This window comes from Myxococcus sp. AS-1-15, assembly GCF_020037055.1.
In the GTDB taxonomy this organism is placed as follows: Bacteria; Myxococcota; Myxococcia; order Myxococcales; family Myxococcaceae; genus Myxococcus; species Myxococcus fulvus.
On the sequence record NZ_JAIQDF010000005.1, the window covers coordinates 249,645 to 263,300 of the forward strand.

The 13,656-nt window shown below is 70.4% G+C and carries 14 protein-coding genes; 12 read left to right on the forward strand and 2 right to left on the reverse strand.

The features are described 5' to 3' along the window. Window positions 1–59 precede the first annotated feature (59 nt). The 3 genes from K8625_RS16795 to K8625_RS16805 all read left to right on the forward strand — a co-directional run bounded on the left by K8625_RS16795 (window position 60) and on the right by K8625_RS16805 (window position 3,141). Window positions 60–1,004 (forward strand): patatin-like phospholipase family protein, encoded by a 945-nt coding sequence (locus K8625_RS16795; RefSeq protein WP_223783280.1) that lies wholly within the window; start codon window positions 60–62, stop codon window positions 1,002–1,004. A 77-nt stretch (window positions 1,005–1,081) separates the two neighbouring features. After that, window positions 1,082–1,858 carry a hypothetical protein gene (locus tag K8625_RS16800; RefSeq protein ID WP_223783281.1) on the forward strand — a complete coding sequence of 259 codons (777 nt, stop codon included), beginning with the start codon at window positions 1,082–1,084 and terminating at the stop codon, window positions 1,856–1,858. Window positions 1,859–1,974: 116 nt separating this feature from the next. Further along, window positions 1,975–3,141, forward strand: a complete 1,167-nt coding sequence (locus K8625_RS16805) for a proprotein convertase P-domain-containing protein (protein ID WP_223783282.1) — start codon at window positions 1,975–1,977, stop codon at window positions 3,139–3,141. 55 nt (window positions 3,142–3,196) lie between these two features. Here the strand turns inward: K8625_RS16805 and K8625_RS16810 are convergent, their stop codons facing one another. After that, on the reverse strand, window positions 3,197–3,937 hold the full coding sequence (locus tag K8625_RS16810; protein WP_255653314.1) for a TVP38/TMEM64 family protein: 741 nt from the start codon (window positions 3,935–3,937) through the stop codon (window positions 3,197–3,199). A 354-nt stretch (window positions 3,938–4,291) separates the two neighbouring features. On the opposite strand from K8625_RS16810, the gene K8625_RS16815 reads away from it, so the two are divergent. The 8 genes from K8625_RS16815 (at window position 4,292) to K8625_RS16850 (ending at window position 11,102) form a co-directional block, all read left to right on the forward strand. Further along, a complete protein-coding gene (locus K8625_RS16815) occupies window positions 4,292–4,741 on the forward strand; it encodes a general stress protein (RefSeq protein WP_141324348.1) in 450 nt (149 codons plus the stop codon). Window positions 4,742–4,779: 38 nt separating this feature from the next. Beyond that, window positions 4,780–5,118: a hypothetical protein gene (locus tag K8625_RS16820; protein ID WP_046713755.1), complete on the forward strand. Its 339-nt coding sequence runs from the start codon at window positions 4,780–4,782 to the stop codon at window positions 5,116–5,118. A 32-nt stretch (window positions 5,119–5,150) separates the two neighbouring features. Then, window positions 5,151–6,371: a sodium:proton exchanger gene (locus K8625_RS16825; RefSeq protein ID WP_223748619.1), complete on the forward strand. Its 1,221-nt coding sequence runs from the start codon at window positions 5,151–5,153 to the stop codon at window positions 6,369–6,371. Next, window positions 6,368–7,666 carry a cation:proton antiporter gene (locus tag K8625_RS16830; RefSeq protein WP_223748618.1) on the forward strand — a complete coding sequence of 433 codons (1,299 nt, stop codon included), beginning with the start codon at window positions 6,368–6,370 and terminating at the stop codon, window positions 7,664–7,666. Before K8625_RS16825 ends, K8625_RS16830 begins: the two co-directional genes overlap by 4 nt. Before the next feature lie 35 nt (window positions 7,667–7,701). Next, a complete protein-coding gene (locus K8625_RS16835; protein ID WP_223748617.1) occupies window positions 7,702–8,313 on the forward strand; it encodes an L-threonylcarbamoyladenylate synthase in 612 nt (203 codons plus the stop codon). A gap of 60 nt (window positions 8,314–8,373) precedes the next feature. Next, window positions 8,374–9,324: a hypothetical protein gene (locus K8625_RS16840; RefSeq protein WP_223748616.1), complete on the forward strand. Its 951-nt coding sequence runs from the start codon at window positions 8,374–8,376 to the stop codon at window positions 9,322–9,324. A 66-nt stretch (window positions 9,325–9,390) separates the two neighbouring features. After that, a complete protein-coding gene (xerD, locus tag K8625_RS16845) occupies window positions 9,391–10,317 on the forward strand; it encodes a site-specific tyrosine recombinase XerD (protein WP_223748615.1) in 927 nt (308 codons plus the stop codon). A gap of 128 nt (window positions 10,318–10,445) precedes the next feature. Beyond that, entirely contained in the window at window positions 10,446–11,102 is a 657-nt protein-coding gene (locus K8625_RS16850) for a Uma2 family endonuclease (RefSeq protein ID WP_223783283.1), read from the forward strand. Here the strand turns inward: K8625_RS16850 and K8625_RS16855 are convergent. After that, complete coding sequence (locus tag K8625_RS16855) at window positions 11,006–12,190, reverse strand: DUF4388 domain-containing protein (RefSeq protein WP_223783284.1); 1,185 nt, start codon at window positions 12,188–12,190, stop codon at window positions 11,006–11,008. The genes K8625_RS16850 and K8625_RS16855 overlap by 97 nt on opposite strands. A 282-nt stretch (window positions 12,191–12,472) precedes the next feature. On the opposite strand from K8625_RS16855, the gene trpS reads away from it, so the two are divergent. Further along, window positions 12,473–13,519, forward strand: a complete 1,047-nt coding sequence (gene trpS / locus K8625_RS16860; protein WP_223748612.1) for a tryptophan--tRNA ligase — start codon at window positions 12,473–12,475, stop codon at window positions 13,517–13,519. The last annotated feature ends 137 nt before the right edge of the window (window positions 13,520–13,656 follow it).

The window sequence follows — 13,656 nt, forward strand, 5'->3', positions numbered from 1 at the left end:
CCGGGCCTCCGCCAGCCTGCCTATCTCCCGCTTCCCACCGTCCCCAGCGAGGTAGCCCCATGTCGGACCGTCCCGCGACGCTCGTGCTGTCTGGTGGTGGAGGCAAGGGCGCCTTCCAGGTGGGCGCCGAGCGGGTGCTGCGTGAGGTGCATGGCTTCCGCTGGGAGCGCGTCTTCGGCGTCTCCGTGGGCGCGCTGAACGGCGCCGTCATCGCCCAGCGCGAGTACGAGCGCCTGACGGACCTCTGGATGAACCTCCGCGAGTCGGACGTGTACCGGAGATTCCCCTGGCTCGTCGTCGCCCTGCGCATCGGCCTGCTCAACAAGCTGGGCATCTATGACAACACGCCCTTGAGAGATCTGGTCGAGCGCAACCTCGCCGGAAGGCCCTTCGCCATCCCCGCCCACGTGGGCCGCGTGTCGCTCACCTCGGGGCAATACGAGCTGGTGTCGAGCGACGCGAGCGACTTCCTCTCCGCCGTCTGGCAGAGCGCGACCATGCCCGTCATCTGGGAGCCCATCGGTCCCCAGGCCATCGTCGACGGAGGCCTGCGCAACGTGACGCCGCTGGGCGACGCGCTCGGGTACTCGCCCACGGAGATCGTCGTCATCGCCTGTTCTTCCTCGCGACTGGAGCCCGTCCGCCATCCCGCCAACATCCTGGACGTGGCCCGTCGGAGCCTCACGGACATCACCCTCAACGAAATCCTGATGAACGACGTGGATGTCTTCGTGCGCATCAATGACATGGTGAGACAGGCCCATGAGCAGGGGACGTCGCTCCGCGCCCCGGACGGCAAGCCGTATGTCTATTGCCGCATCACCGTCATCGACCCCACCGCGCCCATGGGCGATACGCTCGACTTCTCCCCGGAGATGATTCGCATGCGCCTGCGCCACGGCGAGGACCGGGCCCGCGCGGTGATGCGGCCGACAGGCGTGGGCCCCGGAGAGCGCATGCCCCCGCGCATCGCCGCCCAACTGGAGCCCATCCTCCATTCCTGAGCCGCCATTTCGAAATGTGGGGGCGGCTGGCTACGATGCCTCCCGCCCTGCCGCAACCGGGGCGCGGGAGGAGCACGGTGGGTGAGCTTCAGCGAGTGGCGGTGTCCGGACCTGGCGCGGAGGACTCCGCGACCGAGCGCCTCGCAGCCCTGGTCCGTCGGGCGCAAGGCGCCTCGGAGGAGGAGCGAGGACTTCTGGCCGAGAACATCAACACGCTGCTGCTCCAGTTGCCCTCCGCGCCCGACCCCCAGCGCAGCGCGACGCTGGTGCGCTCCTACCTGGAGACACATGCCCTGGCGGGGCTCGGCACGCCGACGATGCCGTCGACCATCGCCGCCACCCAGGCGCTGCTGAGCCTGGGCTACCCCGATGCGCTCACGCTGACACCCGAGGAACTCGACGCCCTGCGCCAATGGCAACGGCAGCGCTTCGCGGTCCCCTGGCTCATCCTCCTCGTGACGTTGTTCGGGGTCATCCTCGTCCAGCTCTTCCTCCTGACCATGGGCTCGGAGAACGCGCTCTTCGTCCGCTTCAACGCGACGCTCCGGGCCCTGTCCGGCGAGCCCCCGGCGCCGCCCACCCTCATGGAGCTCCATGAGGAGCTCGTGCGGAACTCGGCCTACCGATTGCTGTTCGCCCAGTTCGTCGCGGGCGCGGCGGCCTTCTTCTACTCGGTGACCGCGGGCCGTCGGCGCGGAGGCCGGGCCCGCGCGCGACGCGTCTTCCTGACGCTGGCCGGAGTCGGAGCGGCCATGGCCCTGTTCCAGCTCCCCGCGAACGGGTGGATTGCCGCCACCACCTTCACCGCCGCCGCGGGCGCCTTCTTCTGCGCCGCCAGGCTGAAGCCGACCTGAAGGGGCCGTGACCGGCGACTCGTGACGTCTCTGTTGAAGATTACGTCGGACACCTGATGTACACGGTTCCCATGACCTTCAACTTGATGCGGTATCTACCGCTTTCCATTCTTCCCATGCTGTTGGGCTGTGGAACCCCCGCCGACGAGAAGCCCGCCGCGGTGCTGATGACGCGCGCGCAGGCCCTGATGACGGGGACTCCGGCGTCCACGGGCGTGCTGGCGTTCCTCAACAGCCGCTCGACGACGGTGGCCGTGCTGGACAACGAGGTGCCGCTCAACGCGCTCACCGCGCAGAGCCTGGTCGCGTACCGCAACGGGCCGGACGGCATCGAGTCCACGGCGGATGATCGCCACTTCGTCTCCATCGCCCAGGTGGACGCGGTTCCGCAGGTGGGCCCGGCCGCGCTGGAGGCGCTGGAGGCCTATGTCCGGGGCACCGGCCGCGTGGAGATGCCGCTGGACGAGCAGGTCGGCATCTTCCACGGCATCGCGTTCAACCTCGCCGAGGCCCGCCGGGTCCTCGCCGCCGCGAACTCGGCGCCTCTCAACGTCCTGCAGGGCACCGTGGGCCTGAGCGCGGCCCAGGCGCAGGCCGTCATCGACGCGCGCCGCATCGACCACCTGGTGGAGCTGTCCCGCCTGCCGTTCATGGATGGCGCGGGGCTGCAGGCGCTGAAGAACCACGTCGCGCTCGCGCCGGAAGGTGACCCGTGCACCGGGCCGAACACGTGTCAGGCGGGCCTGTCGTGCACGGGCTTGGCCTTCGGCGGTCCCATCGCCTACGGCCGCTGCCGCAACACGGCGTACGTGCCGGGCGACGGCGACAGCTGCTCCGTGCTGCGTCCGTGTGCCGCGGGCCTGACGTGCTCGGGGCCCCAGTCCGGCGCGGAGGACGGGCTCTGCCGTCCGTCGTGGATGGCGGGCACGTTCACGAACCACGCGGACCTGTCGCTGCCGGCCTCGACGACGACGCCCTGGGTGTCCACGGTGGGCGTGGTGGGGCTCGCGACCGTGCCTGAGGACATCACCGTGGAGCTGGACCTGGTGCACGCCCAGCCGTCGAAGCTGGTGCTGACGCTCGAGGACCCGGGTGGTGAGACGGCCCTGCTGTGGGACGGCCCCAACGAGGGCGTGCCCCCGGCGCGCATCCCCGTGACGCGGGGCATCCCGCGCGACGGCACCATCAACGGCAAGTGGCTCCTGCGCATCTCCAACCCCACGGGGCAGGGCAGTGGCACGCTCCGCTCGTGGTCCGTGAAGCTCACCAGCCGCTGGGACTGAGGTCGGAGGGAACCTCCGGGGCCGCGCGGGTGTCCGCGCCCGCGCGCGCCTCCACTCAATACGTGGCAGGGACGCCGCTGCTCTTGGCCTGAGCGGCAGGCACCGCCGCGGCCGTCGCGCTCCGCAGCTCGGGAACCGTCGAATCCCCTCGCGCATCAGATGGCGGTGAAGGGACTTCCGGAGCCTCATTGAGCTCCTTGTAGAAGCGACGGCCGATGAACACGCCCAACACCAACGACAGGACCAGGCCCGCGGCGGACACCGCGGTCATCACCGTGCGTCCCTGGGCCAGCCCGCTGCCGAACTGCGCGGTGAGGAAGGTGCCGGGAATGGTGCCGAGCATCACGCCGGCCACCGAGGGCCAGAACCGCGCGCCACTGGCGGCGGCCGCGGCCAGCATCACGTCGGTGGGGCACAGCGGGTTGATGCACATGGTGAACGAGAAGAGGAAATCGTTGCGCTTCGCCGCGCGCACGAGCGCCGGGTACTTGCCGCCGGCCAGGCGCTTCATCGGCCGGGTCCCCAGCTTGCGTGCCAGCACGAAGAGCAACATGGCGGCCAGGAAGCTGCCCGTTAGTGAATAGAGGGTCGCTGCGAGCGTCCCGAACATCATCCCGCCCACGGCGGTCATGAGCTGCCCGGGCAGCAACGTCAGGGGACGTACGGCGAGGAAGGCGATGTATGCCAAAGGCGCCGCATCACCCAGTGGGGCCAGCAGATCCGAGAGATGTCGCTGGTCGATGAAGTCCGGCCCCAGGAGCCGGAGCGTCAACAGTCCACCCACGGACACGAGCATCGGGGCCAGGACCCGAAGCCATGTCTTCGCACCCTGCGCCACGCAACGCCTCCCCGCGGCACGAGAACGCGCGCCGCGGGCATGAAAGTGAGTGTCGGTTCGGGAATCGGCAATGCGGAGGGAATTGTTTTCAACAAGAGAGCGTCCTGCCGGGCATGCCTCCGCCGGGAAAGTAAGCAGGGCGAGCTTGACGAACCCACCGGAATCATTGGGGTTTTGGTGTGGTGGGTCAGGCGAGAACGGCTGGCGGTGTACGGAGCTTGCTTGCATCGGGGCGCTTCCGTCCCAAGGTTTCAGGCAAGGGGCAATCGCGGTGAGGGATGGGGGCAGGCAGCCAAGAGAGGAGAGGGCGCAATGTCGGACAAGGACAACAAGGGCAGCATGACGGTGGCCGAGGCGGGCCGTAAGGGTGGCGAGACGGTCCGGAACGAGCGAGGTCGCGAGTTCTACGAGACCATCGGTCGCAAGGGCGGAGCGACGGTGAAGGCGGAGCGAGGTCGCTCGTTCTACGAGGAGATTGGCCGCAAGGGCGGCGAGACGGTGAAGGCCGAGCGCGGCGCCAAGTTCTACGAGGAGATCGGCAAGAAGGGTGGCGACCGGGTCAAGGCCACCCGAGGGCCGAACTTCTACGAGGAGATTGGCCGCAAGGGTGGGCAGAAGGTGAAGAAGCTCATCGAGGAGGGCAAGCGCGCGGCCCGGGCCGCGATGGCGGCGACGCCGGAGGGCTCCGCGCCGCAGCAGGAGGGCTCCACGCCTCCGGCGGCTCCTTCCGGTGAGACGGCGGGCCCCGGCCAGAACGAGTAGCGTGGCCAACGGCACGCGGACCCGGTAAGACGGCCCGCGTGTACCTGGTCATCACGTTCCTCGAGCAGGTGGAAGGCACCGAGCGAGCCATCCGTCGGCTCCGGGAGTTTGGAATCCCGGAGCCGCTGGTGGTCCGAGCTCGCAGCGCGGCCGCGGCGCTGTCCGCCGAAGTCCCCGTGTTCGCGGGGCTTCGCAGTCTGGCCCTCGGAGCGGACGAGGACCGGGTGTTGTTGGTGAGCACCCTCCCCGGCGTGTCAGCCGAGGAGATGGAGCGGATGATCCAACGTGTCCAGTTGGAGATGGACGCGGATGATCCCCCGATGGGTCGGCTGGTGGCCCTGCCGGTGATCGCCGCCCCCACCCACCGGCGCTCGTGACGAGCGGGGCGTGGCCGGTGTAAGCAAGCCCCGTGCAAGCGCTGCTCGTCTTCCTCGCCATCGCGGCGCTCTCCCTGCTCGCATCGAGTCCGGCGTTGGACCCGGGGCGTTTCCCCGCGCTGGCGCGGCTGGCGGCGGGGGGATTCCTGTTCCTGTTGTTCGGCGTGGTGTTGGGGCCCTCGGCGGCGGGGGTGCTGTCCGCGGAGGACGTCCAGTTGATGCGCCCGGTGATGGCGCTGGGGCTGGGCACCGCGGGCGTCATCCTGGGGTTGAACCTGGAGCCCCGGCTGCTGCGGCTGTTGCCCCGGCCGGTGTACGCGGCGGCGCTGGCGCACTCGGGCACGGCGTTCCTGTTCGTGGCGGTGCCGCTGGTGGTGCCCCTGATGCTGACATCGCGGCCGTCCGTGGTGGCGGCGGTGGGGGCGGCGTCGCTCCTGGGCGCGGCGGCGAGCCTGTCCTCCGGACACTTCGCGGTGCTGGCGTACCGGGGCGGGCGGATGGACCGGGCGCGGGGGCTGGGCGTGGCGCTGCTGACGATGCTCGACGACGCGCTGGGGCTGGCGGTGCTGGCGGTGGCGCTGGTGCTGGGCGCGGGCTCCAACGCGGGGGAGGGGCTGGGGCTGGTGTGTCTGGCCATGCTGCTGGGCGTCCTGTGCGGCGCGTTGCTGGCGTTCCTGACGCGGGCGATGAAGGACCCGGCGGAGCTGACCACGGTGACGTTGGGCATGGTGGCGCTCGTGGGCGGCGCGGCGGCGTACCTGCGGGTGTCGGCGCTGCTGGCGGGCGTGGCGTGTGGGGCGACGCTGGCGCTGGTGGGCGGGCGCACGGTGGAGCGGGTGGCGCGCGCGCTGGGGCGGGTGGAGCGGCCGGTGTTCCTGGTGGTGGTGTTCCTCGTGGGCAGCGGGCTGTACACGCGCGACTGGGCGGCCTGGGCGCTGGTGCCGGGCTTCGTGGGGCTGCGGTTCCTGGGAAAGGTGGTGGGGGGACGGATGGCGCAGCGGCTGGCGCGGGGCGTGTTGGAGCTGCCGCCCCGGGTGGGCTACGCGCTCATCGCGCAGGGCGGGCTCGCGCTGTGCCTGGTGGCCGAATACGAGTTCCTGGTGCCGGGCACATTGGCGCGCCGGGTGTTGGACGTGGTGGTGGTGGGCGCGGTGGTGAACGAGCTGCTTGCGGGACCGGCGTTCCGCCAGGTCCTCTCGCCACCGCCGCCGCGTGAGCCTCCGGAGTCCGCGAGCGTGGGGGTGGCCACATGAGGGGCGCGGTGCTGCGGTTGCTGCTCCTGGTGGGGCTGCTGGCCATCATCAGCCGCGCCCAGGTGCTGCGCGAGGACGCGGGCACGCCGGTGACGCTGGCGGCCGGCGCGCTGCTCTTGTGCGGCCTGTTCGCGGGCAAGGTGGCCAAGGGGCTGGGGCTGCCCCGGCTCACGGGCTACCTGCTGGTGGGCGTGGCGGTGGGGCCGTACGCGTTGGGCTTCATCCCGGGCGAGGGCGTCAAGGGGTTGGACCTGGTGAAGGGGCTCGCGGTGAGCCTCATCGCGCTGGTGGCCGGCACGGAGCTGCGGCTGGGGCTCATCCGCCGCGTGGGCGCGAGGGTGGCGCTCCTGTGCGCCGCGGTGTGCGGCGTGACGTTCGCCGTGTGCTTCGGGGCGACCTTCGCGCTCAAGCCGCTGCTGCCGTTCCTGGCGCCGATGTCCTGGCAGCAGGCGCTGGCGGTGAGTGCGCTGGTGTCCACGGTGGTGGTGTCGTTCTCGCCCACGGTGACCATCGCCATCGTCCAGGAGACGAGCGCGCGGGGCTCCTTCACGGAGTTCCTGATGGCGCTGGTCATCATCGGCGACCTGTTCGTCATGGTGGCGTTCGCGCTGGCGGCCGGCGTGACGCGGGCGAGCTTCGGCGGCGGGCTGGACGTGACGGGCCTGTTGAGCGGGGTGGGGTGGGAGCTGTTCGGCTCGGTGGTGGTGGGCGGGGTGCTCGCGGTGGTGATGCTCCTCTACATGCGAGGAGTGAAGCAGGAGCTGCCGCTGTTTCTGGTGGGACTGTCCTTCGCGGCGGCGGAGGGGGGCACGCGGCTGCACCTGTCCCCGCTGCTGGTGTCGCTGGCGGCCGGCGCGCTCATCGCCAACCTGGACGAGCGCGAGGGGGAGCGCATCCACCACGCCATCCAGCGCGCGGGGCTGCCGGTGTTCGCGCTCTTCTTCGCGGCGGCGGGCGCGGGGTTGAAGCTGGACGCGTTGATGACGGTGGGGCCGGCGGCGCTGCTCCTGGTGGTGCTCCGGGGGCTGGCCATCTGGTTCGCCTGTCGACGCTTCGCCCCCACGGATGACCCGCGGCTGAAGGAGTACCTGTGGATGGGGCTCATCTCGCAGGCGGGCGTGACGTTCGGCCTGGCGGCGCTGGTGTCGCGCACGTTCCCGACCTTCGGGCCCCAGGTGGAGGTGCTCATCGTCGCGATGATCACCGCGCACGAGCTGGTGGGCCCGGTGTTGACGCGACGTGCACTGACGGCCAGTGGCGAAGTCAGGACGGACGAGGCACAGGGAACCGCGTAGGCTTTTGGGCCGCACGCAGGAGGGACACACGAATCATGGCCGCACCCATCCTCGAGGTGGACATGGAGCACCCGTCGCCGCGCCACATCCAGCGCGCGGTGGAGGTGCTCGAGCGCGGCGGGCTCATCGCCTACCCGACGGACACGTACTACGGCATGGGCTGTGACCTGGGCTCGAAGAAGGCCATCGAGCGGCTCTACCAGCTCAAGGGACGCGACAAGAAGAAGCCCCTGTCCTTCCTCTGCCCGGACCTGTCGGACGTCGCCCGTTACGCTCACGTCAGCAATTTCGCGTATCGGACGATGAAGGGTCTCACTCCAGGTGCGTTCACCTTCATCCTCGAGGCGACGCGGCTGGTGCCCGATTTGATGATGTCGAAGCAGAAGCAGGTCGGCATCCGGGTCCCGGATGCCCCCCTGGCGCGCGAGCTGACGCGTGCACTGGGGCGCCCCCTGGTGACGACGTCGGTGAGCAATACGGACGGTGAGCCGCTCACGGACGCGCGGGAGATCAAGGACGCGTTCGGGCATGGCCTGGAGCTCATCCTCGACGGAGGCGTGACATTGAACGAACCGTCGACAGTGGTTTCACTCATCGGCGACACGCTTGAAATCCTCCGGCAGGGCAAGGGTAGGCTGGAGGACTGAAACTCGAACAAGAGGGGGGCCGCCGTGGAATCAGGGGCCGCGGAGCCAACGCGAACGGACATGCCGCAGCAGGTTCCGTCGCTGATGAGGTTGCTATTGCTACTGTTGTTCCGCCCGGTGGACCTGCACTACAGGCTCCGCGCGGCGGGAATCCTCGCGCCCGGGGGGCGCATCGGCCAGCTGTGGCGTGAGCAGGCCAATGGCGGCCGGGCCGCGGGGCTCTACGTCCGGCGGATGTTGTTGATGCTGGTGGTGGGCTCGCCGCTGGTGACGGGGCTGGTGGGGCTGGGGTTGTACTGTGCCGGCATTCCACTTCGCGGCGGCTGGGCGGTGTCCGCGTTGTGTTGTTCGGCGGTGGGTCTGGCCCTCGCGCAGGTGTCGGGGCTCGCGGCCGGGGTGATGTTGGGCTCCTTGGCGAGCCTGTCCATGCTGGTGGGGTTGCACGCGACGGCGGCGGGGGCCTTCGGGCCGGTGCTCGGGGGCGCGGCGGGGGTGGCGGTGGGCATCTGCCTGGGCATGGTGTCCGGGCTGTCGGTGGGCAGCATCGCGAGCATCAGCGGCGGGCGGGGTCCGTCGGTGTGGCGGGTGCAGGTGGCGGCCATCGTCACCAGCGTGGTGCCCATGTTGGTGTGGAGCCGGCAGGCCAACGTGTCGTTCGCGGGCGCGGTGGCGGCGTCGGCGCTGGTGGCCTTCCTGGTGAGCGCGTTCCGGTTGCCGCTGTACGCGCTGGAGGTGCTCGCGTCGGCGGTGGCGTACGCGGTGGAGCGGTGGACGGGGCGCCCGACGTTGCACTGGGTGCCGGTGCGCCATCACAACCTGAGCTACCTGCCGCACCCGTTCCTGAGCCGGCACCTGGCGCTGGCGGTGCGCTCGCGGCCGGCGGAGGTGCTGGCGGTGGCGGATGCCTGCCTGCGCTCGCCGGGCAACATCCTGGTGGGCTGGCCGTGGGTGGTGCAGGCGCTGGAGCGCGCCTCGACGACGGAGGGCGCGGCGGGCGGGCCCCATGGCTGAGGGGCGCGCCCGGGAAGTTGGGGGCGTTGGATTGCCTCGGCGCGAGGCTCCGCTAGCCTGAAGGCCATGGAAGGGTTGCTCGACGCGTTCATCGCGTTCATCCGCGCCGAGCGCGGGCTGTCCGGCAAGACGGTGGATGCCTACGCCGCGGACCTCACCGCGTACTTCGAGGACCTGCGCGGGCGCGGCGTCGACGATGTGACGCGGGCGCGCCAGGAGGATGTGACGGCGCACCTGTCGGCGCTGACGAAGGGCGGCCTGGGCAAGCGCAGCCAGGCGCGACACCTGGCCGCGCTGCGCGGCTTCCACCGCTTCCTCGTCGCCGAGCGGCTGGCGGACAAGGACCCGACGGAGGACGTGGACACGCCGCGCTCGGCGCGCAAGCTGCCCTCGTTCCTGACGCTCGAGGAGGTGGAGCAGCTGCTCGCCGCGCCGGACGAGGGCTCTCCCGCGGGGCTTCGGGACAGGGCGATGCTGGAGGTGCTCTACGCCACGGGGCTGCGCGTCAGCGAGCTGTGCGGCCTGGGCGTCAACGACGTGCAGCTCAGCGCGGGGTATCTGGTCGCGAAGGGCAAGGGCGCCAAGGAGCGCGTCGTCCCGTTGGGGCGCGTGGCGGTGGAGAAGGTCCGCGAGTACCTGGCCGGCTCGCGTCCGGCGATGCTCGGGCGGCGTGAGGCGCGGGCGCTGTTCGTGACGCCCCGGGGCTCAGGCTTCACCCGGCAGGGGTTCTGGAAGCTCATCAAGCGCTACGCCCTGAAGGCGGGCATCCTCAAGCCGCTGTCTCCGCACAAGCTGCGGCACTCGTTCGCCACGCACCTGGTGGAGCGCGGCGCGGACCTGCGGGCCGTGCAGCAGATGCTCGGTCACGCGGACCTGGCCACGACGCAAATCTACACGCACGTGAACAGCGCCCGGCTGCGCTCGGTCTACGACGAGTTCCACCCGCGCAGCGACGCGTTCACCCCCAAGAAGAAGCGCAAGACGGGGTCGTAGCCGCGACGGTGGGGTCGGTGGACCCGACATGTCAGACCGGGCGTTAGACTGCCTACGTATCAGGTTGACACCCTGTGGGGTGGGGTGTCACGCGAGGGACGCTGGGCGTCCCATCGACGGAGGCAGGCGTGGGAGACATCCGAGGAACGAAGCCCAGGACGTATGAGGACATCGAGACGCCGCCCCTGCCGTGGGTGGCGGAGCCGCTCGAGGCGCTGTGGCCCGCGCCCATGCCCCGCGCGGCGGTGGACCTGAATCCGCTGGTGCATCGGCTGGGAGCGCTGCTCGTGCGGCCCTTCGACTGGGCCCGGAGCGGGCCGGGGGGCTGGTGGTTCCTGGAGACGCCGGAGCTCCACCTGGAGTCGGGCGTCGTCGTGCCCCCGTTGGCGGCCTGGCGACGGGCGGAGGTGCCGGAGCCCCCCGAGCCTGAGGCACCCTGGCTCACACCCGCGCCGGATTGGGTCTGCGAGGTGCTCTCGTCACGGAGCGGGGAGCTCTCCTCTCGGATGCAGGCGTATCACCAGGCCCGCGTGGAGCATGTCTGGCTCATCGACCCGGCCCGGTGTCGCCTGGAGGTGTACCGACGCGGGAACAGGGGCTGGGCGCGGGTGGGGGTGCACGAAGGCTCCGCCCGGATGCGCGCGGAGCCCTTCGACGCGGTGGTCCTGGACCTGGGGGAGCTCTGGCTTCAGGAGCCCACGTTGACCGCGGGGACGCCGAAGGGGTCCGTGCTGGTGCGGCGCGCCTCGGCGGTGGCGTCGGAGCCGGGCAGGGGCGCGACGTGAATGAGCCCGGAGGCCATCAGCCGGTGCACCGAACGCGACGCGGCCAGCTCGCCCATGGCCGCGGTGCGCAGCGCCTGGCGGATGCTCCGGCTGCCTCGCAGCTTCGAGTACAGATAGAGGTCATCTGCCGTAAGCTGCGACGGGGTGGGGCGGGGGATGGGCTCGAAGACGAGCCGTCCATCCAGCGCGAACAGCTCGTCGCTCAGGGCCAGCGTCAGGCGGACCTCGGCCTCACGGTACAGGGCGTGGGCCTCGGGGACGGGGCCTCGCTCGAGGATCTGCGCGGCCAGGGCCACCGCGTGGTCGTACTTGCCCGACTCCAGGAAGCGCTTCACCAGGTTCAGGAGCTCGGCCAGCTCCGCGGCCTCTCCCAGCCTGGGGCCCTTGGGCAGGCGCGGCGCCAGGGCGCCCCGGCGATAGAGGTGGAGGATCCACCGCGCGGCGAACAGCGGGGCCTCCTTCGCCGTGGCCAGCATCTCCCCCAGCGTGGCGCCGCTCGCGGCCAGCTCCAGCAGCTTGTCCTCCTCCTCGGAGAAGGTCTCCACGGCGAACTCGCGGAACACCCTGAAGGTGGCGTCCAGGTGCGGGAAGACCTCGCGGAACACGGACCACTCGCGCAGCCGCGTCACCGCGTCGCGGTGCAGGCTGTTCAGCGCGAGCTTCAACCCCACCGCGCGGGCGGACGGCGGGAGCTTCGGGGTGAACTCCACCTCGCCCGACTCCCAGCCGTAGCAGTCGAAGAGGGCCTCGCGGGCCTTGTGCTCCATCGCCTCGATGAGGCGGGGCAGCTCCACGAAGCAGCGCTGCACCAGGAAGGTGCCATAGGGGGTGCCCGCGCCCTCCGCCGCCTCGAAGGCCGCCGCGGCCCGGGGAGCATCCAGGATGCGCAGGTTCACCAGGACCTGGGACAGGTGCTCGCGGGGGTCATTCGAGCTCTCACCCACCAGGAAGCCGTCCTTCACCTGGAAACACCGCCGGATGGCTCCGCGCTCCACGCGCAGGGTGCCTTCCACCCCCGCGGTCGAGAACAACGGCGGCATCACCATCTGCAGGCGATAGCTGGCGAGACTTCCCTTGAATGACTCCATGCCGGTCTGTCCTCCCGAGGTGAGGTTGCTCGCAGGTGTGGCGGTCAGGGTACCGCTCCACCCACCGGCACTCAACCGCAAGCGCCTGGAATCACTCAGGATTTCCATGCGCGCCGCAATTTTCCACGAGGGCTCGCGGCGGGCGGGCGTCAGGCCCGGGGAGTGCCCGCGACTGAACGGAAGATTGCAGGGGCGCGGCGGGTGTGCGAACCACCTCGACGCTGCAGAACACAAAACGCGCGAAAACGACTCTGCGCGCTGACTCCCGACTCGGAACCCGACATGCGGACCCTCTCAGGCGTGCAGTCCTCCGGCAAGCTGCACATCGGCAACTACTTCGGCGCCATTCGCCAGTTCGTGCAGCTCCAGGAAGAGGGCGAGGCGTACTACTTCATCGCCAACCTGCACGCGCTCACCACGGTGCGTGACGCGAAGCTCGCGCTGGAGCTCACCCGCGAGGCGGCGCTGGCGTACCTGGCGCTCGGGGTGGACCCGAAGAAGGCGGTGCTCTTCCGCCAGAGCGATGTGCGCGAGGTGCTCGAGCTCAACTGGATCCTGGGCACCGTGGTGCCGCACGCGCACCTGGAGCGGGCCCACAGCTACAAGGACAAGGTGGCCAAGGGCATCAGCCCGGACTTCGGCCTCTTCGCCTACCCGGTGCTGATGGCGGCGGACATCCTGCTCTACAGCACGGACTTCGTCCCGGTGGGCAAGGATCAGATCCAGCACGTGGAGTTCGCCCGTGACTGGGCGGTGAAGTTCAACACCGAGTACGTGAAGGGCTACGATCCGGCGGACCCGGACGGCAAGGAGCGCGGCCACGCGCCCGGCATCCTCAAGCTGCCCCAGGCTCGCATCCAGGAGGCCACCCAGACGGTGCCCGGAGTGGACGGCAAGAAGATGTCCAAGTCCTACGGGAACACCATCGAGATGTTCGGGGACGAGAAGGAGATCAAGAAGCGCATCATGTCCATCAAGACGGACTCCACGCCGGTGGAGGCGCCCAAGCCGGTGCCCGAGGGCAAGCCGGCGGACGCGTCGCTCGTCAGCGAGGTGCCGCTTTACGACTTGCTCAAGCTGATGCTGCCGGCGTCCGAGTTCGCGGAGGTGGACGCGTCGTGGAGGGCGGGAGGGAAGGGCTACGGGGAGTACAAGAAGAAGCTCCTGGAGGCCTTCCACACGACCTTCGGACCGGCCCGTCAGCGGTACGCCGAGCTGGCGGGCGACCCGGCGGAGCTGGAGCGCATCCTCCAGGATGGCGCCCAGCGGGCCCGCCAGGAGGCCTCCGTCCTGATGGACAAGGTCCGGCGCGCGGTGGGCATCCCGTGAGGTTCCGGGCCTGAACGGGTGTTTACCGCCGTTTGTTTGACCCACCTGGGACCCACTGTTAAGGAGGTGTGTCCCCCGGTTCGCGCTCGAATCACGCGAATCCGGGCCCTTGCGTGATGACCAGCAGCCACCGACAG

Bases quoted from the DNA above. Each gene is read 5' to 3' on its own strand.
- K8625_RS16795 (WP_223783280.1), top strand. From the start codon at position 60: ATGTCGGACCGTCCCGCGACGCTCGTGCTGTCTGGTGGTGGAGGCAAG.
- K8625_RS16805 (WP_223783282.1), top strand. From the start codon at position 1,975: ATGCTGTTGGGCTGTGGAACCCCCGCCGACGAGAAGCCCGCCGCGGTG.
- K8625_RS16810 (WP_255653314.1), bottom strand. From the start codon at position 3,937: ATGCTCGTGTCCGTGGGTGGACTGTTGACGCTCCGGCTCCTGGGGCCG.
- K8625_RS16815 (WP_141324348.1), top strand. From the start codon at position 4,292: ATGTCGGACAAGGACAACAAGGGCAGCATGACGGTGGCCGAGGCGGGC.
- K8625_RS16830 (WP_223748618.1), top strand. From the start codon at position 6,368: ATGAGGGGCGCGGTGCTGCGGTTGCTGCTCCTGGTGGGGCTGCTGGCC.
- K8625_RS16835 (WP_223748617.1), top strand. From the start codon at position 7,702: ATGGCCGCACCCATCCTCGAGGTGGACATGGAGCACCCGTCGCCGCGC.
- K8625_RS16840 (WP_223748616.1), top strand. From the start codon at position 8,374: ATGCCGCAGCAGGTTCCGTCGCTGATGAGGTTGCTATTGCTACTGTTG.
- xerD (WP_223748615.1), top strand. From the start codon at position 9,391: ATGGAAGGGTTGCTCGACGCGTTCATCGCGTTCATCCGCGCCGAGCGC.
- K8625_RS16855 (WP_223783284.1), bottom strand. From the start codon at position 12,190: ATGGAGTCATTCAAGGGAAGTCTCGCCAGCTATCGCCTGCAGATGGTG.
- trpS (WP_223748612.1), top strand. From the start codon at position 12,473: ATGCGGACCCTCTCAGGCGTGCAGTCCTCCGGCAAGCTGCACATCGGC.